This is a genomic window from Pseudomonas japonica (genome assembly GCF_900188455.1).
Classification (GTDB): Bacteria; Pseudomonadota; Gammaproteobacteria; order Pseudomonadales; family Pseudomonadaceae; genus Aquipseudomonas; species Aquipseudomonas japonica.
Genome location: NZ_FZOL01000003.1, coordinates 216,059 through 235,499, shown reverse-complemented (window position 1 = coordinate 235,499; position 19,441 = coordinate 216,059). Strand labels below are relative to the sequence as shown.

The 19,441-nt window shown below is 64.3% G+C and carries 11 protein-coding genes; 5 read left to right on the top strand and 6 right to left on the bottom strand.

Annotated features, from left to right (window positions below; translation table 11 throughout):
- Positions 1–4 precede the first annotated feature (4 nt).
- Positions 5–985, top strand: a complete 981-nt coding sequence (locus tag CHB99_RS05880) for a ribonuclease T2 family protein (RefSeq protein ID WP_089266438.1) — start codon at positions 5–7, stop codon at positions 983–985.
- A 181-nt stretch (positions 986–1,166) separates the two neighbouring features.
- On the opposite strand, the gene CHB99_RS05875 is transcribed toward CHB99_RS05880, so the two are convergent.
- The 5 genes from CHB99_RS05875 to CHB99_RS05855 form a co-directional block, all read right to left on the bottom strand.
- Positions 1,167–2,396 carry an NADH:flavin oxidoreductase gene (locus tag CHB99_RS05875; RefSeq protein WP_089266437.1) on the bottom strand — a complete coding sequence of 410 codons (1,230 nt, stop codon included), beginning with the start codon at positions 2,394–2,396 and terminating at the stop codon, positions 1,167–1,169.
- A gap of 61 nt (positions 2,397–2,457) precedes the next feature.
- Positions 2,458–4,101: a DUF1302 domain-containing protein gene (locus CHB99_RS05870; RefSeq protein WP_042130306.1), complete on the bottom strand. Its 1,644-nt coding sequence runs from the start codon at positions 4,099–4,101 to the stop codon at positions 2,458–2,460.
- Positions 4,102–4,187: 86 nt separating this feature from the next.
- A complete protein-coding gene (locus CHB99_RS05865) occupies positions 4,188–5,795 on the bottom strand; it encodes a FadD3 family acyl-CoA ligase (RefSeq protein ID WP_042130313.1) in 1,608 nt (535 codons plus the stop codon).
- A gap of 14 nt (positions 5,796–5,809) precedes the next feature.
- Positions 5,810–6,832: a ferredoxin--NADP reductase gene (locus tag CHB99_RS05860; RefSeq protein ID WP_042130308.1), complete on the bottom strand. Its 1,023-nt coding sequence runs from the start codon at positions 6,830–6,832 to the stop codon at positions 5,810–5,812.
- Positions 6,833–6,883: 51 nt separating this feature from the next.
- Positions 6,884–8,071 (bottom strand): acyl-CoA dehydrogenase family protein, encoded by a 1,188-nt coding sequence (locus CHB99_RS05855; protein ID WP_042130310.1) that lies wholly within the window; start codon positions 8,069–8,071, stop codon positions 6,884–6,886.
- Between the two features lie 585 nt (positions 8,072–8,656).
- Between CHB99_RS05855 and CHB99_RS05850 the strand changes: the two genes are divergently transcribed.
- The 4 genes from CHB99_RS05850 to dmpG all read left to right on the top strand — a co-directional run bounded on the left by CHB99_RS05850 (position 8,657) and on the right by dmpG (position 12,300).
- Positions 8,657–9,430, top strand: a complete 774-nt coding sequence (locus CHB99_RS05850; protein WP_042129631.1) for a glucose 1-dehydrogenase — start codon at positions 8,657–8,659, stop codon at positions 9,428–9,430.
- Positions 9,431–9,513: 83 nt separating this feature from the next.
- A complete protein-coding gene (locus CHB99_RS05845) occupies positions 9,514–10,305 on the top strand; it encodes a fumarylacetoacetate hydrolase family protein (RefSeq protein WP_042129630.1) in 792 nt (263 codons plus the stop codon).
- A 26-nt stretch (positions 10,306–10,331) separates the two neighbouring features.
- Positions 10,332–11,261 (top strand): acetaldehyde dehydrogenase (acetylating), encoded by a 930-nt coding sequence (locus tag CHB99_RS05840; RefSeq protein ID WP_042129628.1) that lies wholly within the window; start codon positions 10,332–10,334, stop codon positions 11,259–11,261.
- Between the two features lie 10 nt (positions 11,262–11,271).
- The gene (gene dmpG, locus CHB99_RS05835) at positions 11,272–12,300 is read left to right on the top strand and encodes a 4-hydroxy-2-oxovalerate aldolase (RefSeq protein ID WP_042129627.1); all 1,029 of its coding nucleotides are present in this window, start codon (positions 11,272–11,274) and stop codon (positions 12,298–12,300) included.
- A 47-nt stretch (positions 12,301–12,347) separates the two neighbouring features.
- Here dmpG and CHB99_RS05830 read toward each other — a convergent pair whose 3' ends face one another.
- A complete protein-coding gene (locus CHB99_RS05830; protein ID WP_042129624.1) occupies positions 12,348–19,355 on the bottom strand; it encodes an RHS repeat-associated core domain-containing protein in 7,008 nt (2,335 codons plus the stop codon).
- Positions 19,356–19,441: the final 86 nt, after the last annotated feature.

The window sequence follows — 19,441 nt, the reverse complement described above, 5'->3', positions numbered from 1 at the left end:
CACCATGGGTCGTCTGGCCGCACTTTCCCTGGCAAGCGCATTCGCGCTGCTGAACATCGACAGCACGCTGGCCGCGGACGCCAGCGCCGGCACGTTCACCCTCACCCAGCGCTGCGAAGCCTTTCAATCGTTCAAGAACAAGACCAATCCGGGCGACCGCTCGGTCCAGCCGGGCCAGACGCTGCGCATCGTCGAGGTCAACCGCGAACGCTACCAGTGGGTCAGGGTCGACCTGGGCGGCAAGGACCTGCGCTGGATCTCGGCCGACTGCGGCCAGGTCCAGGGGCTGGAAATTTCCGAGGTGGGCACCAAGGCCTGTCGCCTGCCCGATCAATACGACAGCCATGTACTGGCGGTGACCTGGCAGCCAGGCTTCTGCGAGCATGACAAGGGCGGACCGACCAAGCCCGAATGCCAGGCAATGAAGGAAGGCGAACTCAAGGTCGACCACTTCACCCTGCACGGCCTGTGGCCGAACAAACAGGCCTGCGGCATCGACTACGGCAAGTGCGCCGGCCCCGAATTGGACCTGAGCGAGGCCACCGTCGAGTACATCAGGCCGTGGATGCCCAACTTCAATTACGGCACCCAGTTCGGCAATCACGAATGGAAGAAACACGGGGTCTGCCAGACGGCACTGGCCGATGACGAGTATTTCCGCCTGGCCGTCGACCTGGTGAAGTCGTTCAACGACTCCAGCGCCGGCGAGTACGTGCGCGGCAATGCCGGCGGCGAAATGTCCAAAGCGCAGTTCTATTCGAAACTGGCCGCTGACTTCGGCAACGAGGCCGTGCGGAACAATGTGCAGTTGATCTGCAGCGGCGACTACCTGAAGGAAGTCCGGGTAGCGCTGCCGAAGGACTTCCAGGGCGAGCGCTCGCTCAAGGGCGCGATCGGCCAGGCGTTCCTCTCCTCTCGCGGCAGTGATCGCAATGAGTGTCGTGATGACCGGATTCGTATCGAGGCCAGTGGGCGGGGGGTTTAGAGCAAGGCCGCCTGGTGCTTGTCTTGAGTGTTGTAGCGCCCTTGAGATCGAGCGCCGCCCGCGCGGCGCATCGCGAGCGCGCTCGCGATGCGCCGCGCGGGCGGCGCTCGATCTCAAGGGCGCTACAAGACTCAAGACAGGCACCTCACAGCCCCCTACATCTTCACAGGCAAGCCAGCACCTACAGGGCCCCCGCCGCCGGCACCCGATTCAATTCCGCATCCCCCGGCTGACCCAGCACGCACGACGTCCCCCCCGGGGTATACATCATCGCCACGCAACGATTGCACGCCGTACACCGGTTGCTGCGCCCTTCGCCATTGGCCAGTTTGTTCACATACCCCGGCTCGGCGATCAGCGCGCGGCCCATGGCGACCAGGTTGAAGCCCTCGCTCATGACCTGCTCGATGCTGCTCAGGCTTTGCGCCCCACCCAGGTAGGCCAGCGGCATCTTCACCGCGGCGCGGACCTTGCGCGCGTGCTCCAGCAGGTACAGCTCGCGAAACTCCACCACCGGGTCGGTCATGCGCTGAATCGCCATGGCCAGGGCGATCACCGGGTTCTTCTGCTGCACGCGGTTTTCCTTGGGGAAGGACGAACCGAACATGGTGGTGATGGACTCGGCATTCATCCCGGCACTGAGCACCAGCAGGTGCGCGCCCTCTTCTTCCAGCATGCGCGCGATCTTCGCCCCGTCCTCGGCGCTGTTGCCGGCACGGGTGCCCTCGGTGATGCTGTATTTGCAGATCACCGCCATCTCCCGGCCCACCGCGTCGAGCACCGCGCGCAGCACCCGGCGCGGGAAGCGCAGGCGGTTTTCCAGGCTGCCGCCGTACGAGTCGCGGCGCTTGTTGTAGAGCGGTGAGATGAACTGGCTGAGCAGGTAGCCGTGGCCCATGTGGATCTCCACCGCATCGAAGCCGGCCTCGCGGGCCAGGCGAGCGCCCTGGGCGAAATCGGCGACCACCTGCTGCATGTCGGCCTCGGTCATGGCCTGCTTGAAGAACATGCCGCTCATCATGCCGATCTTGTTGAAGCCGCCACTGGCCGACAACGGGCGCCGGGTCGAGCGCTCGCGGATGAAGGTGAAGCAGCCGCCATGGGTGATCTGCGCGCTGGCCAGGCCGCCGTTGGCGTGCACGGCATCGGTCAGGGCGCGGAAGTGCGGCAGGCTGGCCGGCTCCAGGATCAGCTGGTTGGGCAAGGTGCGGCCATCCCGGCTCACCGCGCAGTACGCCACGGTCGTCAGGGCCACACCGCCGCCCGCCAGGTTGGCATGCAATAGCGCCAGTTGCCTGGACGGCACACCGCCCGCGCTCATGCCTTCGTTGGTGGCAGCCTTGATAAAGCGGTTTTTCAGGGTCAGCGGGCCAATGGCGACCGGGCTGAACGGCGAATGGGTGGATTGCATGACAGGCCTCGACGGTTGGGCAAGGAATCCGGCCACGTCGCGAGGACGCGGCCGTTCTGCCTCAGAAGGTGTATTTGGCGTTGAACGACAGGTAGTCACGGTCGGCCATCAGGCGACCCTGGGCGACATCCGGCGAGCTGAGGTAGGCGACATAGGTCAGGCCGACCTGGAAGTTGCCCAGGTACTTGAAGTCGCCACCGACGGTCAGGCGCTTCTCGTCACGGCCCAGGCCCTGGTAGGCGCTGCCGTCGACGTTCTGCGTCCAGACCACCTTGGTCGTCAGGTCCAGGCCGTTGGCGATGGACGGGTAGTCCATGTAGGCGCCGATCCCCAGCAGGGTCGAACCGCGGGTCTGGGTCTTCGACTCGAAATTGTCGTACACCCCATCCACGCCCGGCCCGCCACCGCTCACCAGCAGCTTGTCGACGTCCTCGATGCGCTGGTGCACCACCTCGCCCATGAACGTGGTCTGCTGGGCGAGGAGGCTCGGGCCGAGGATGTACGAGGCGTTGAGGTTGCCCTGCCAGATCCGCCCGGTGGTCGGCGCGCCGTTGTCCAGGTACACCGAGGCACCGTCGCGCAAGCTCAGGTCACCGGCGTACTGCACCGAGTCGCCGACCTTGGAACTGAAGCTGATACCGGTCAGCTTGACGTCCTCGAAGTAGCCGAGGCGGTACTGCGGCGCCGCGTCCGCGGTGCTGTGCCGGGCCAGGCGCGGCAGCGAGGAGTATTGGGTATGCCCGCTGAAGTCGAAGAACAGCGAACCGATGCGCTCGTGGTAGCGATAGTGGAACAGGCCGACCTCGGTGTTCTCGGTGATCCGGTAGCGCACGCCGAGGCCCCACTGGCCGCTGTCCCGCGGCTTCAGCTGACCGGCATAGTTGACCGCGGTGAAGCTCTGGTCCGGCAGGTTGGCGATCACTCCCGGCGCCAGGCGGTAGAACTCGGCACCGGGGCCGAAGGTGTCGCTGCCGAAGTAGTCGCCGACCGGGTTGAGCTGGGTCTTTTCCCATTCGTACTGGTAGTAGCCGACCAGGGCCAGGTCCTCGTTCAACGACCACGAGGCGGAGATCTGTCCCACCGGCAGGTAGGAGTCCTTGGCCTCGGTGCCGGGCACGTTGAACTTGGTCGCGTCCACCGGCGCCTGGCCCTGGCTGATGTTGGCCCAGAACAGGCTCTCGCCCCAGGCCACCAGGTGGCGACCGGCCTTGACCGACAGGTACTGGGTCTCGCCGACGTCGAAGTTGCCGTAGACATAGGCATCCAGCAGGCGCGCCTTGCCGCCGCTGAGGCGCCGGGTGTCTTCGCCGAAGCCGTCGGCACGCCCGATCTTGTTCACCGTCTGCGGCGAGTCGTTGTCGTTGCGCTGGTGATAGACGTCATCGTAGAAGTGGCTGCCGCGCAGCACCGCGCCGAGATTGTCGTGCTTGAGCATCAGCTCGCCGAACAGGCTGACGCGGTTGTTGATCAGCGCGCCACGCTTGAAGTTGCGCGTGCCGTCATCGTTGTTGAGGTCGTCGAGGTACTGGTGGGCCGGCTTGGCGGTGCGCATCGAGGCGGTGTAGTTGACCGTCAGCGACGACTCCAGGGTGGTGTTCTCCCCCAGCTCTACACTCGGCCCGGCGCTGACCGAGCCGCTACCCAGGGCGACGGCCAGGGCCAGCAGGCCACGCGGGGTACCGGCGATCCGATGATGCAAAGACATGCTCCTCTCCTTTCTTGTTGTTGTTCGGACTTGCCAGCGCAGGGTGGAACAGCGCCGGCAAGGGCACATCGTCCGTTTGGTGAAACTCAGGCGCTGGCCACCAGGGCGCGCAGTTCGTTCTTCGCCACCTTGCTCGACGCATTCAGTGGCAGGGCGGCGAACAACCGCACCCGCCGCGGCACCTTGTAGTTGGCCATGCGCTCGCGGCTCCAGGCGATCAACTCGCCCTCCTCCAGTTGCCGGCCCTCGCGCAGCACCACGCAGGCGCAGCCCACCTCGCCCATGCGCGGGTCGGGAATGCCGATCACCGCGACCTGGGCGATGGCCGGATGGGCGATCAGCGCCGCCTCGATTTCCGCCGGGTAGCAGTTGAAGCCGCCCACGATGTACATGTCCTTGAGGCGGTCGGTGATCACCAGGTTGCCCCGCGGGTCGAGGCGCCCGACGTCGCCGGTATGCAGCCAGCCGTCGGCGTCGATGGCTTCGGCGGTGGCCGCGGGGTTCTCGAAATAGCCCTGCATGATGTGGAAGCCGCGCAGGCAGATTTCCCCGGTCTCGCCGCCGGGCAGCGCCTGGTTCCGCGGGTCGCGGATGCTCACTTCGGTGCCCTTGAGCGGCCGTCCGCTGGTGCCGGCGATGGTCTGCGCCGAGTCGTCCGGGTCGCACAGGGTCGCCAGGCCGCCGCACTCGGTGAGGCCGTAGGCGGTGGTCACCACACTGAAGCCCAGCTCGTTGCGCATGCGTTCGATCAGGCTCGGCGGGATGCTCGCCGAGCCGGTGACGGCGATGCGCAGACTGGACAGGTCGGTCTCGGCCAGGCGCGGATGGGCCAGCAGCGACAGGTACAGGGTCGGCGCCCCCGGCAGTACGCTGATGCGTTCGCGGGCGATGCGCTGGAACACCGCGTCGGCATCGAATACCGCGTGCGGCAGGATGGTCGCCCCGGCGATCAGGCAGGTCAGCCAGCCGGCCTTGTAGCCGAAGGCGTGGAAGAACGGATTGACGATCAGGTAACGGTCGCCGGGCACCAGGCCGATGACCCGCACGTATTCGCTGAAGGCTCGCAGGTTCTGACCATGGGCGCTCATCACGCCCTTGGGCTTGCCGGTGGTGCCGGAGGTGAACAGCAGGTCGCACATGGCCTCGGGCCCGATGGACAGGGCGCGGCGTTCGGCGGTGAGCTTCTCGATGGTCAGGGCGCCGGTGAGGAACTGGCGGTAGCCGAGGTCGCGGCGGTCACTCGCGCTGTCGGCATCGAGGATCACCTGGTGCTCCAGGCTGGCCGGGCGGTGCGGCGCGAGCAGTTCGAGGTAGTCGACATCGAGGAAGCGGCGCTGCACGAACAGCACCCGGCAGCCGCTGCGCTGGAGAATATCGGCGGCCTCGGCCCCCTTCATCCGCGTGTTGACCGGTACCAGCACCGCGCCGGCGCAATGGATGCCCAGCGCGGCGAGGATCCACTGGCGACTGTTCGGCGCCCACAGGCCGACCCGGTCGCCGGCCTGGATGCCCAGGGCCATCAGGCCGCGGGTGATGGTCATGACCTGCTCGGGCAGGTCGGCGTAGTCCAGGCGCTCGCCATCTTCTTCGATGGCGGTGTGCCCGGCGAAACGCCGGGCGCTGGCGAACAGCAGCCGGGCGATGCTGCTGGGCGCCTCGGTGGCGGTGACGGCGGGATTCAGGCTCGGATCGATCATGGGCTCGTTCATCATTCGGGGAAGCGGATACGCAAGTGCGCGCTGGTGGGCACGGCCTGGCAGGCGAGGATCCAGCCTTCGGCCAGTTCGTCGGCGTCCAGGGCGTCGTTGATCAGCAGCTCGACCTCGCCGCTTTCCAGGGTGCACATGCACGACGCACAGCCGCCGACACGGCAGGCGCTGGGCGGGTTGAGGCCGGCGCGGTACATGGCGTCGAGCACGGTTTCGCCGCTGTCGACGGCCAGGCTGTGGTCCTCGCCGTCGAGGCGTACCGCCAGTTGCGCGGCCATCGCCGCCTCGCTGACCACCTGGGGCAGTACCTCGCCCTCACCGGGCAGGGACACGAAGCGTTCGACATGGACCCGGGCGTTGGGCATGCCCAGGCTTTTCAAGGCCGCGACCGCGGCGTCCATGAAGGGGCCGGGCCCGCAGATGAAGGCCTGGGCATCGACGAAAGGCCGCGCCAGTTCGGCCAGTTGCACGCTGGACGGCACACCCTGGATCGCGTCCAGCCAGTGGATGACCTGCAGGCGCTGCGGATGGGCGCTGGCCAGTTGGCGCAGCTCGTCGCGGAAGATCACCGAGCGTTCGTCGCGGTTGGCGTAGACCAGCAGGATCCGGCCGTTCCCGGCCAGCAAGGCCGAACGCAGGATCGACAGCACCGGGGTCACACCGCTGCCACCGCCGAACAGCAGCAGGTCGTCGTCCAGCGAGCGCGGCACGAATACCCCCGCCGGCGGCAGCACTTCCAGCTGCTGGCCTTCCTGCAAGTCCTCGCACAGCCAATTGGACGCACGGCCATCGCGCACGCGCTTGACCGTCACCCGCAGCGGTTCATCCAGCAGCGGCGTACTCGACAGCGAATAGCAGCGCGGCAGCCAGCTACCTTCGAAGGGCACGCGCAGGGTCAGGAACTGGCCCGGTCGATAGCGGAAGCGCTCAGCAAGATGCTCGGGCACGTCGAACACCAGCGAACGGGCATCGGCGGTTTCCTCGATCACCCGCGCCACGCGCAGGGCAAGATAGTCAGTCATGGTTCGGTACTCGGTGCGGCCTGCCCGTGGGCCACGGGCAGGCGGATGGGCTCAGACGAACGGGTCCGGGTTGGGCAGGCCCAGTTGCACCGCGCCGAAGCTGCGCCCGTAGGCCATGAAGTTGTTGGCGATATGCCCGCGGGCCTGGTGCAGGTCGCGGAAGATCCGCGCCACCGGGTTGCTGTTGTACAGGCCCGAGGCAGCCATGCTGCGCAGCAGGTCGTTGACCCGGTCGGCGCAGACATTGGTCACGTAGGACGACTGGTAGCGGTACAGCAGGCGGGTTTCGGTGTCCGGGTACTCGCCGTTGCGGGCCAGGTCCATCAGGTGCGCGTAGTTGCGTTCCAGTACCAGCTTGAGGGCATCGACGGTGATCGCCGCCTCGGCCACGGCGATCTGCGCCACCGGGTCGTCGGCGGTGCGTGCGCCGTGCTTGCCGATATGCGCGGCGGCATTGGCGCGGAATTCGTTGATCGCGCCCTGCAGCGCGCCGATTGCCGAGGTGGAGACCGCACGGGAAAACACCTGGGCGAAGGGTATGGCGTAGATCGGGTTGGTGTTGATCAGGCGCCCTGGCGTGGCTTCGATGCGCCAGTTGTTGGTGCGCTGCACGCGATGGGCCGGCACGAACACGTCCTCGACGACGATATCGTGGCTGCCGGTGCCGCGCAGACCGAGCACGTCCCAGTTGCGTTCGATGGTGTAGTCGCTGCGTGGCAGGAGGAAGGTGCCGTGTTCGCTGGCGAAATCGCCGTCGGCCGGGAGAATGCCGCCGAGGAATACCCACTGGCAGTGCTCGCTGCCGCTGGAGAAGCCCCAGCGCCCGCTGATGCGGTAGCCGCCCTCGACCACGGTCACCTTGGCCGCCGGCATGTAGGTGGAAGCGATCAGCGCTCCGTGGTCATCGGCCCAGACCTCGCGCTGTGCCTCGATCGGGTAGCGCGCCAGCTGCCAGGGGTGGACGCCCATCACGCCGTAGATCCAGGCGGTGGACATGCAGCCTTCGGCGAGGGTCATCTGGATCTCGAAGAAGGTACGCGGGTCCACTTCGTAGCCGCCGAAGGCGCGTGGTTGCAGGGCGCGCAGCAGGCCGGCGGCCTGCAGTTCGATGATGCTCTCGTCCGGTACCCGCTGGTCGCGCTCGGCCTGGGCGGCGCGCTCCTTGAGCAGGGGCACCAGGCGCCGGGCCCGTTCGATCAGCTCGATTTCTTCTTCGTTCTTGTCGCGGGTGCTGTGCATCGTTGGATTCTCCGGATTCGGTTGCGGGCTGGGGAGAATCATCGGGTTGGGGGTGGGGGTGGATCATCGTCAAAGCGGACTAGGTGGGGGGTTTGGGGGGCATGCCTTGGATTTTGTAGCGTTCTCAAGATCGAGCGCCGCCCGCGCGGCGCATCGCTGTGCTTGTCGATGCTGTTCTGGCGCTCTCAAGATCCAGCGCCGCCCGCGCGGCGCATCGCGGATGAATCCGCTCCCACATTTGTTGCAACGTGCCATGGCCTGTGGGATTTGGGTTGTCAGCCTTTGTTTTTTCGGCGATGCATCGCGGGGAGGCTGTTGTGTTCGACTCGATATCGAGTCGAACACACAAGGCGGTCAACTATGGCCTGTCAGACATAGGTACGTTGCAACAAATGTGGGAGCGGATTCATCCGCGATGCGCCGCGCGGGCGGCGCTCGATCTCAAGAACACTGACACTCTCAAGACAAGCGCCTGAAGGCCTCCCTACGTTTTCCCGCTAGTCCATTGAGACGATGCCCCACCCCCACCCCGCCCGCCATAGTCCCTCCATCGCCCACCCCGGCCACTGGAAAAAGGACACCCCCATGAGCATCCTCAATCGCTTCCGCCTCGACGGCAGTGTCGCCCTGGTCACCGGTAGCGGCCGCGGTATCGGTCGCGCCATTGCCCTGGCCTATGCCGACGCCGGCGCCGATGTGGTCTGCTCCGCCCGCTCCCTGACCGAGGTCGAGGCCGTCGCCGAGGAAGTCCGCGCCCGTGGCCGGCGCGCCCTGGCCATCGCCTGCGACGTCACCGACAGCCAGCAACGCCAGGCCCTGGTCGCACAGAGCCGCGAACACATGGGCCACCTCACCCACCTGGTCAACAATGTCGGCGGAGGCGGCCCGAACGATCCCTTGCGGATGACCCCGGAGCAGTTCGACGAGATCCTGCGCTTCAACGTCTCCACCGCCTACGCCTTCTGCCAGCTCTGCGTGCCGCTGATGCGCGAGGCCGGTGGCGGCAATATCGTCAATGTCAGCTCGGTGGCGGCGCGCTACTCGCAGCGCCATTTCAGCGCCTACGGCAGCGCCAAGGCCGCCCTCAGCCACCTGACCCGCCTGCTGGCCCAGGACTTCGCCCCGCAGGTGCGGGTCAACGCCGTCGCCCCCGGCCCGACCCTGACCGACGCCCTCGCCGGGGTGATGCCCGCCGCCATGCGCCAGAGCATGGAAGCCAACACCCCGCTGAAATGCCTGGGCACCCCCGAGGACATCGCCGCCGCCGCGCTGTACCTGGCCAGCCCGGCCTCGGCCTGGGTCACCGGCAAGATCATCGATGTCGACGGCGGCGCCGACTCCACCGTGTGGGTCGGCTGACACCCTCTTCTCACTTTGGCCGGCACCTTGCGAAACCCGTTGGCACCGGCCTTTTTTCTTTCCCACAGCAACGAGCCCATCCCATGGACGCCCCCCTGATCGATGCCCTCGGCGCCGAGCTGTTCCACGCCCTGCGCAGCCGCAAGACCCTCGCCCCACTGAGCGAGCGCTACCCGCACATCACCCTCGATGACGCCTACCGCATCTCCCTGCGCTTCCTGCAGCGCCGCGAAGCCCTGGGCGAGCGCGTGGTCGGCAAGAAGATCGGCGTCACCAGCCGCGCCGTGCAGGAAATGCTCGACGTGCATCAACCGGACTTCGGCTTTCTCACCGACGCCATGCAGGTGGCCGACGCCAGCGAGGTCAGCCTGTCTCACTACAACCTGATCCAGCCCCGCGCCGAAGGCGAGATCGCTTTCATCCTCGGCGAAGACCTGCACGGCCCCGGCATCACCGCCAGCGATGTGCTGGCCGCCACCGAGGCGGTGATGCCCTGCTTCGAGATCGTCGATTCACGCATCGACGCCTGGAAGATCCGCATCCAGGACACCGTGGCCGACAACGCCTCCTGCGGCGTGTTCGCCCTCGGCACGCAACGCATCGACCCGCGCGAGCTGGACCTGGCCCGGGTCGAGATGCACCTGCTGAAGAACGGCCAGCCCGCCGGCAGCGGCCTCGGCTCCGCGGTCCAGGGCCACCCCTGCGCCGCCGTGGCCTGGCTGGCCAACACCCTGGGCGAGCTGGGCATTCCCTTCCGTCGCGGCGAAATCATCCTCTCCGGCGCCCTCGCCCCCCTGGTGCCGGTGGGCCCGGGCGACCGCATCAGCCTTTCCATGAGCGGGCTGGGCCAGTCCAGCCTGCGTTTCGTGCCCTGAGCACGGTTTTTCCCGGAGCATTGACCATGAACAAGAAGATCCGCTGTGCGCTGATCGGGCCCGGCAACATCGGCACCGACCTGCTCTACAAGCTCAAGCGCAGCGAAGTGCTGGAGCCGGTGTGGATGGTCGGTATCGACGCCACCTCCGATGGCCTGGCACGGGCCCGCGAACTGGGCCTGAAGACCACCGCCGACGGCGTCGACGGCCTGCTCCCGCATGTCCTCGAAGACGGCATCCAGATCGCCTTCGACGCCACCTCGGCCTACGTCCACGCCGAGAACAGCCGCAAGCTCAACGAACTGGGCGTGCTGATGATCGACCTGACCCCGGCGGCCATCGGCCCCTACTGCGTACCGCCGGTGAACCTCAAGGCCAACCTCGGCCTGGGCGCGATGAACGTCAACATGGTCACCTGCGGCGGCCAGGCCACCATCCCGCTGGTGGCCGCCGTGGCCAGCGTGCAGGCGGTGGACTACGCCGAGATCATCGCCACCGCCGCCTCGAAATCGGTCGGCCCGGGCACGCGCAAGAACATCGACGAATTCACCCGCACCACCGCCAGCGCCATCGAGAAGGTCGGCGGCGCGAAGAAAGGCAAGGCGATCATCGTCATCAACCCCGCCGAACCGCCGCTGATCATGCGCGACACCGTGCACTGCCTGACCGCCGGCGAGCCCGACCAGGACGCCATCCGCGCTGCCCTCGACGCGATGATCGCCGAGGTGCAGCGCTACGTACCGGGCTACAAGCTGGTCAACGGCCCGGTGTTCGACGGCAACCGCGTGTCGATCTTCATGGAGGTGGAAGGCCTCGGCGACTACCTGCCCAAGTACGCCGGCAACCTCGACATCATGACCGCCGCCGCCGCGCGCACCGCCGAGATGTACGCCGAAGCCATCCTCAAGGGCGAGCTGCAGTTGCGCCCGAGCACCGCCCAGCCCGCCCACGTCTAAGGAGCCGACCATGGATCTTCGCGGCAAACGCATCACCGTCCACGACATGTGCCTGCGCGACGGCATGCACCCCAAGCGTCACCAGATCACCCTGCAGCAGATGAAGGACATCGCCACGGGCCTCGACGCCGCCGGCGTGCCGTTGATCGAAGTCACCCACGGCGACGGCCTGGGCGGCAGCTCGGTGAACTACGGTTTCCCCGCGCACACCGACGAGCAATACCTGTCGGCGGTGATTCCGCTGATGAAACAGGCCAAGGTCTCGGCCCTGCTGCTGCCCGGCATCGGCACTGTCGATCACCTGAAGATGGCCCATGAACTGGGCGTCTCGACGATCCGCGTGGCCACCCACTGCACCGAGGCCGATGTCAGCGAGCAGCACATCGCCCATGCGCGCAAGCTGGGCCTGGACACCGTCGGCTTCCTGATGATGGCCCACATGAACAGCCCGGAAGGCCTGGCGACACAGGGCAAGCTGATGGAAAGCTACGGCGCCAACTGCATCTACCTGACCGACTCGTCCGGCTACCTGCTGCCGGAGGACGTCGGCGCCCGGGTCGCGACCCTGCGCGCGGCACTCAAGCCTGAAACCGAGATCGGCTTCCACGGCCACCACAACCTGTCCATGGGCGTGGCCAACTCCATCGCCGCCATCGCCGCCGGTGCCACCCGCATCGATGCCGCCTGCGCCGGGCTGGGCGCCGGTGCCGGCAATACGCCGATGGAAGTGCTGGTGGCGGTATGCAAGCGCATGGGCATCGAGACCGGGGTCGACCTGTTCCAGATCCAGGACGTGGCCGAGGACCTGGTGGTGCCGATCATGGACTTCCCCATCCGCAGCGACCGCGATGCCCTGACCATGGGCTTTGCCGGGGTCTACGGCTCGTTCCTGCTGTTCGCCAAGCGGGCGGAGAAGAAATACGGCGTGTCGGCGCGGGAGATTCTCGTGGAGATGGGCCGGCGCGGGATGGTGGGTGGGCAGGAGGACATGATCGAGGATACGGCAATGACGCTGGCGCGGGAGCGGCGCCAGGCCTGAAACCAGCACCAGGGCCGTCGAGCGGCCCTGGTGCTGGTTCGCGTGCCTCAGGGGAACAGCTTTTCACGCCCGGCGATGGGACCGGCGACGATGGAGACGAGGGTGGTTTCTCCTGGTGGCGGCTCGAGGAACTTCTGCACAAGGGTGTTAGGACCGCTGTTGAGGTCCAGCACCGTGCCCAGCGCATCCCAGGCTGAGTCGTCGACCTGGCTGATGATCCCGGTAACCAGGTTCTTCGCGGTATTGCCCACACGCTGGGTCAGCCGCGCGCCACTGGCACCGGCGGGTACTACCGCGCTCACCGAACCCGCCTCCGGGTGGAAGTACGTCGCCTTGAAAGCATCGTAGGTGCCTGCCGCCTTGGCTTCTTCCGCGCCGCGGATAAGGCCGGAGAGCGCTTTCGAGCGGACATGCTGGGCATGGCTCAGCTCGGCGGGCGTCCGGATCAGCTTCACCAGTTTGCTGGTAGGCAAGCCACCACGCACCTTGAACATATTGCGCGGTATGCCCTTCAGGCCATTCAAGGTCATGGAGATTCCCGCCGCCGCGCCGGCGATGGCGAAGGCCTGGCCCCAGGTTTCCAGGGTACGGGCCAGCTCCGGGTCGCTCTCGGAAATGATGATCGAGGCCACGTCGAGGGCGAAGGAGATCGCCGCCAGCGCCGTGGTGGCGATCGCCAGCAGCATCGAGGTCCCTGCCGTGAAGGGGGCCAACAACACCCCGACCGCCCCGACCACGATCCGGAAGGCCGTGGTCTGGACGATAGGCATGGTGCCCCAGCGTTCGTATTGGGCGACAAGCTTGTGACCGCTTGGGTCATGGTTGTTGACCGGGTCGCCGTTGCAATAGACGTAGCCTGCCGCGCCGCCGGCGCCGAAGGGGCTCATGCTGTCGCGGGTGAGGAAGCGGCCCCACGCTGGGTCGTAGGCGCGATAGCCGTTGCCCAGGTAATAGAAGCCCATGCTGTTCAGCGGCTCGCCCTTGAAGCCGAGCCAGTTATCGGCCTTGCTTCCGGCGTAACGCATGCCGTAGGGGGAATAGCGAAACAGCACGATAGCTTTCGAGGCAAGATCGACACTCGCGAAGACCGTGCCCTGGGCGTCACGCAGCTCGAAGGAGCGTCTGGACTTGCCGTCGGTTTCAGCATCCTGCAACAGGCAGGCCCGGCTTTCGTTACGCAGGATCATCATGCGCTTGGCAAATCCGTCAGTCTTATCACTGTCGCTTTGCTTCAGCGCGTACACGCAATCACCGCGATAGAAATAGGTATCGCTCTTCTTGCCTATCGTTCCACCGCGCACGCGACCATCACTGTCATAGCTGAAGGTGTAGGTGTTGCTGTCTCCGCCGTATGAATAGGTATCGATCTGGCCGTTGCCGTGATAGCTGACTTTGCGCCAGCCACCCTCGGTCAGGCGTCCGGACGCATCGTGGGTCATGAAATCGAATGAAGTGTCGTCGGGCCGCTCGGTGCCTATAACTATCTGCTCCACCTTGCTCGGCAAGCCAGTGTCTTCGTCATACCAGAACGCATGGAGATTCCCATGAATCATGTTACCCAGCATGTCATAGGCAAACCGGTCTAGCCCCATTCCACCGCGAGCCGCCTTCAAACGCAGGAACACATCGTATTCGTACGAATCCGAGAACTCATCCTTGCCCGCTTTCTTCAAGGTACTCTTGGCGAGACGGCCATCGGCGCGCAGCGTTCTTTCAAGACTCAAGGTTTCCACTCCCTCGCAGGTAAAGGTGCGCTCGATTTCCTGACCCAGTTCGTCATAGCTGTAGCTCACTTTCATGGTCAGATTGTCAGCATTCATCGCCTTGATGCTTTCACTGCTCAGCAGTCCGTTGTCGCCATAGGTGAAATGGCACTCGCAATGGTCACTGACCGAGCGAGTCACACGATTGAAGAAGTCATATTCATATGAGCTGGTAGATCCGCTCAGATCCTTGAATGACAGCAGCCGACCGCTGGTGCTGAAAACCAGTGTCGAAGCCAGTGCAGTGTCGTCCACGGTGACAGTCTGCGTGTGAGTACGGGTCTTTTCGTCCGCACTGCTGCTATATCCCTTGAGGACCCCGGGAGCACTACCCGGGCTCTTCAGGGTGGATCGCCTGGATCCTCCGGTGTAACTGAATTCCGTAGCTGACTGGTTCACCGTCTGACTGCTGACACGGCCAAGCATGTCAACGGTCTGCTGGCCCAGCAACAGTGCGTCTTTGCCGTTGTCGACCTGACCAGTGCTTGCAACCGGTGCCAGGGATGCAGCGGCGTAACCATTACTCAGGGCCACTCCCTCGCGGCTGGTGGAGGCCAGGCGACCCGCGCAGTCGTAGGTATAGGAGGATGCAGTGCCCTCTTTCGGGCTGGCCTTGCTCAACTGCGCGTACTGGTCATATTCGTAAGTCACCTTGTCGTGCTCGGTTTCCTTGCCGGCCTTGTCGATCGTGAGGTAGCGGACCGATGCCAGCAACCCGTCTTCGGCGACGTTTCGCTCGATCTTGCAACTGTTTTCCGAGCCGGTCTTGTAGTGTTCGGTGAGGTATTTCTTGGTCGAGTCGAATTGCCGCTCCACGCTGAACGTGCCCTGGACGAAGGTCTCGCCCTGGACAGTCGGCTCCACCGACTGGAGCGTGGTCTTCACCTCCTTGCCGCTGCCATCCTTGAGCACGTTGCTGATCGAGATCTTGCCGGTGGACAGGTCGTAGGACCAACTGGTGTGGCGCTCCGAGACCTTCTTGTTGTCCTTGCCGTAGTCGGTTTCGACACTCTTGCCGGGCCGCCCGATCTTGTCGTATTCCCAGCTCTGGGTTTCCAGGAAGCTCGTGGCGCCGGAGGGTTTGAGCCACATCGTCTTGCGCCGTCCATGCACATCCTTGAGCAGACGGGAGGTGACCCCGTCCTGGACTAGCTCGAACTGCGATTCCAGGCCGCTCACCAGCGTATGGGTGGTCTTGCGCTGCTCGGTATCGCCCTTGCTTACCGTTTCACTGGCCATGTTGCCCTGGGGATCGTAGGTGTAGACGGTCTTGATGCCCTCACTGTCGAGGCTTTCGTAAATCCTGCCGGTGAGCCGCGAGCGGGTCTGGCTGGAGACGATGTCCGTCTCGCCCGTGGCCGAGACGGTGGTCGTGATCACGAGGCGGTTGGCATCGGCACTGTCCTGCGCATAGCCGTACGTGGTGGTTCTGGCCGACTTGTCGATCACCTTGCCGTCCTTGTCCAGCAGTTCGGTCTTGAGCGACTTGAGCGTACCGAAGCCCGGTTTTGCGGCATCGGTGTGGTATTCCAGGGTTTCCACGAACATCGACGCCGCCTTCCAGCTCTGCAGCTTGTAGCCGAACTTGTTTTCCTTGCTCTGCGCCACCAGGCTCTTGAGCAACGCCGCCTTGGTTTGCTCGTAGCCCGTCTTGTCCGCGCCCGACGCCTGCTTGATCTGCTCGTCCAGGCTGGCAAGGAAGGCCTTGGCAGCGCCCTTCGCACAGGCCAGTTGCTCGGCCTCGATGTCGGCTTCCACCGAGTCGGGCTGCAGGATGGTGAGTTTCTTGTTCACCCTCACGCGGTTACCGAACTTGGCATAGCCAAAGAAGGTCAGGCGCTGGGGGTGCTCCGCGCCATTGACCTTGCGGGTCACCAACTCGGACTCGACATCGCCGTTGAAGGTGGTGTCGCTACCGCAATGGACTATGTCCACCGGCAGGTTGAACGCCTTTTTCGCGTAGTCGTTCGTGGCCGGCACCATGTTGACCTTGGTCTTGATATAGGTGCCCCAGGTCACGCCACCGGAGCCATCGGCCAGCATGCCCCAGCCCACCGGATTGATGTAATCCAGGGCACCGAAAAGGATGCCGAACAGGCCTCTGTCCTGAACCTTTTCCTTGATCTCTTCGACTTCGAACTGCTGGTAGTTGTTGTAGTAGGTGTAATAGCGGGTTTCGCCGTTGTCGGTACGACTGATTGGATTGCCGATGCCATTGATATTCATGACCTGATCGTCGACCAGGACATCACCTTCCCAGACCTTGGTGCTGGATACGAGGCACTTCTTCGTCTCGTCGAAGCTGTGGTTCTTCGTGCAGGAAATGGGCACCGCCGTGCTGCCGTACTTTTCTTCGCTGGATTGCCCGTCGGCGAAATGGTGGGTGCGAGTGAATACCGCTTTCGGAGTAGTTGTTTTGAAGTAGCCGGTGAGCTCGGACTCGGTATCCGAATAAGTGTATTCGTGTACCAGATCTTCCAGGCCAGCGCCGGGGCAGATAACGTGCCGCGAAATTTTTCCGGAACTTTCATATTCAAGGATCTCTTCGTGGATGGCCTTGCTTATTTCAGAACCGAAAGCATGCTGGTGCTCCATCGCGACACTAATCAGCACATCCGAACTGTTCTGCTTGATGACATATAGAGTCTTTCCAGTTGTTCCGAAACCATCCACCTGAATTTTGGTTTCCATATCCCCAAGCTTTTGGCGAATGAAACCCCATGTCCTTTTTTCTGTAGAGCTACCGGGATACATAACGAGCGATCCTGATACATCTTTTAATGGATCGTCGCCCCAGGTAACTTGAAGCAATGTTTCCTTATCTCTTGAAATTTTCTCCAGCTGCCACCCCGAGTAATCAAGCTGGAGATATTGGCCTGAAGGTGCCCGAAATCCAGTGAGAAGGGCTCTTGCACCCTCTTTCGAAGTAGTGAAGAACTTGAAGGTATCCTCCCCACCATCGTTATACATCACTGTAAATCCAATTATTTTTTTCTCCAGAGGAGCCATACCAATATTAAATAAAGGTTCTATTTTAAAGTCACCCCCATTAACAGGTTTTACTTCCAGATCTATCTGAACACGACGTCCATCCCGCAATGTCGCAACAAGCTGATCACCCGCCCACGGAAGGTACCTGTTCGAATATCCACACTGAATAAATACTCCGTCCTTCGGGTGATAAGACAAGTGCACCTCAAGTGGGCTACTCAAACTGTCATCTGCATACAACTCCCCTACCGGAATCTGCAATGTCGGCAACCCCGAACGCGCATCGACAGCAATCAGTCGCCCTGCTTCGGCGTACTGGTCGAACAGTTGCTTCTCTTCACTGCTCATCCCCGCCAGTTCCACGGGGTCGTCTTCCTCCTGATCCACCTTGTGCCCATGCAACTGCCGCGCGACGAACCTGAAGCCCGACAGGATCTCCGCCTCCACCACCAGCCCCGACCCCGCCGGGGTCCAGAAGCAATTGCCGTCCCGACTGTCCGAGGCGGCGATGACGAACGACGTGGCATTGCCCTCGCCCGCCCGCAGGAACCTGCAGAAGCTGTTGACCTGGCTGCACAGGTCGCGGGTCCAGGCCTGCAGGTCCAGGCGTCCCGCCCTGGGCCAGAACACCTGGCTTTCGAGAATCCGCCCTGTCTTGCTGCCCCTGACCCGGATCACCATCTGCTGGTTCGACTCGAAGTCCTTCGAGCCGAGCGCAGGCCCCTTGACCCAGTTCTTCAGGCTCATGAAGGTGGTGAACGCACGTACATTGGGGTCGCAGGCCCAGAGCGCGTTGCGGTATCCGCTGGCGATGGGCAACGGCGCCTCGTTGCTCTTCTTCTCCCCGGCGGCGATCAGCTGGGTCCGACTGTTGATGCGCTCGGCCAGGTCGTTGGGCGCGAGGGACGAGCCGTTGCGCTTGGCCGCGGGGGTGAACTCGATTTCTTCCAGGACGTCCTCGCTGGTGTCGTCGAGGACGTAGGCCGTGCAGCCTTCACCGGGGTCGAGGTCGCGCTCCGCCGAGATGTAACCGACTTCCTTGAGCGAAACCGTCGCCATGTTCACGTCCAGCAGGTCCGTGGACCAGAGGGGCAACCAGAAGCTGTTGCCCTTGCTGTCCTCCTTGGCCACGAAGGTCTTGCTCGCGTCGTCCTTGACCCCCGCCCTGAGGCAAAGACCCTGCGCGTTGATGTACCGCGCCAGGTCATGGTGCCATTGGCCGGCCTTGAGCCGGCTCGGGTCGGGGGTGAAGGTCAGCGTCTCGCACAGGTTGCCCTTGCCGCGGGTGGTGACCTTGACCTGCACGCGCTCGTGTGGCTTGAGGTCCACGCTGGAGACCATCTCCTTCGCGCGGGTCCAGCCTTTCATGTTCGCCAGCGCGCTGCAGGTGAACAGTTGCTTGCCGTATTGGCCGAAGGCGTTCTCGCTGGCGTCCTGGGGCGGCGCGAAGCTCTCGTCCGAGAGAACTCCGGCCTCCAGGTACTGCGACGATGCGTTGATCTTGTGGGCCAGGTCCGCCGGCCACTGCGCCAGCCCCAGGCGCGCGCCGTCGACACCGGCAACCAGGGTGGTGCGCTCGATCAGGCGCTCGGCTATGTTGTCGAAGACGAACACGGACAAACGCTCGCCCTGCCTGGCATCGCGATCGGCCTCGATGGGGCTGGTCGTGGACAGTACCTCGGAGAACCAGGACACCTCGAAATCGCCGTTGTGCGGCAGCCAGATGAAGTTCGCTGTCGCGCCGGCCTGGGGCTCGATGCTCTCGCCGTTGGCACAGCCGGCGCGCACGAACCGGCTGACGGCATTGATTCGGGCCGCCAGGTCCTGCGGCCACTCGTCGATGCCGGAGCGTTCGAGCGTCAAGGTTATGGTTTCCAGGAGCACACCCGTCGCAGTACGCACGTTCACCCTCATCCGCGTCCCTGCAGGCCGTTCTTGCGTAGCTTTGAGCGGTACGCAACGGTCGCTGCTCCAGTTCCAGACGCTCGGCACGGTGGTGGTCACCACCAGCTCGCGCGTGGTCAGGTTGCGGTAGTGGTTGCGGTAGCGGCTGCAGATGACGTCCCAATCGCCGGCAGCGTTTTCCTCGCCGGCGTGGATCAGGGCCGAGTGCGCGTTGATGTACAGGCAGAAATCCTTGACCCAGAGGTGGCGTGTGCGTCGGTTGCGGCTGGGGCGGAAGGGGATCTGCTCCAGCAGGATGCCCAGCGACTTGTCGAACACGTTCAGGGTGACCTCCTCGCCCGCGGCAAGGTCACGGCCCGACCAGACTTCACCCAGATCTTTCCAGTTGCGTTTCATGCGCGCACGCCTCCGGCGGGCATCGGCGCAACGCCACCCGGCATCACCGTACCGATGCACATCCAATGGTTGAGAACAGTGAATAC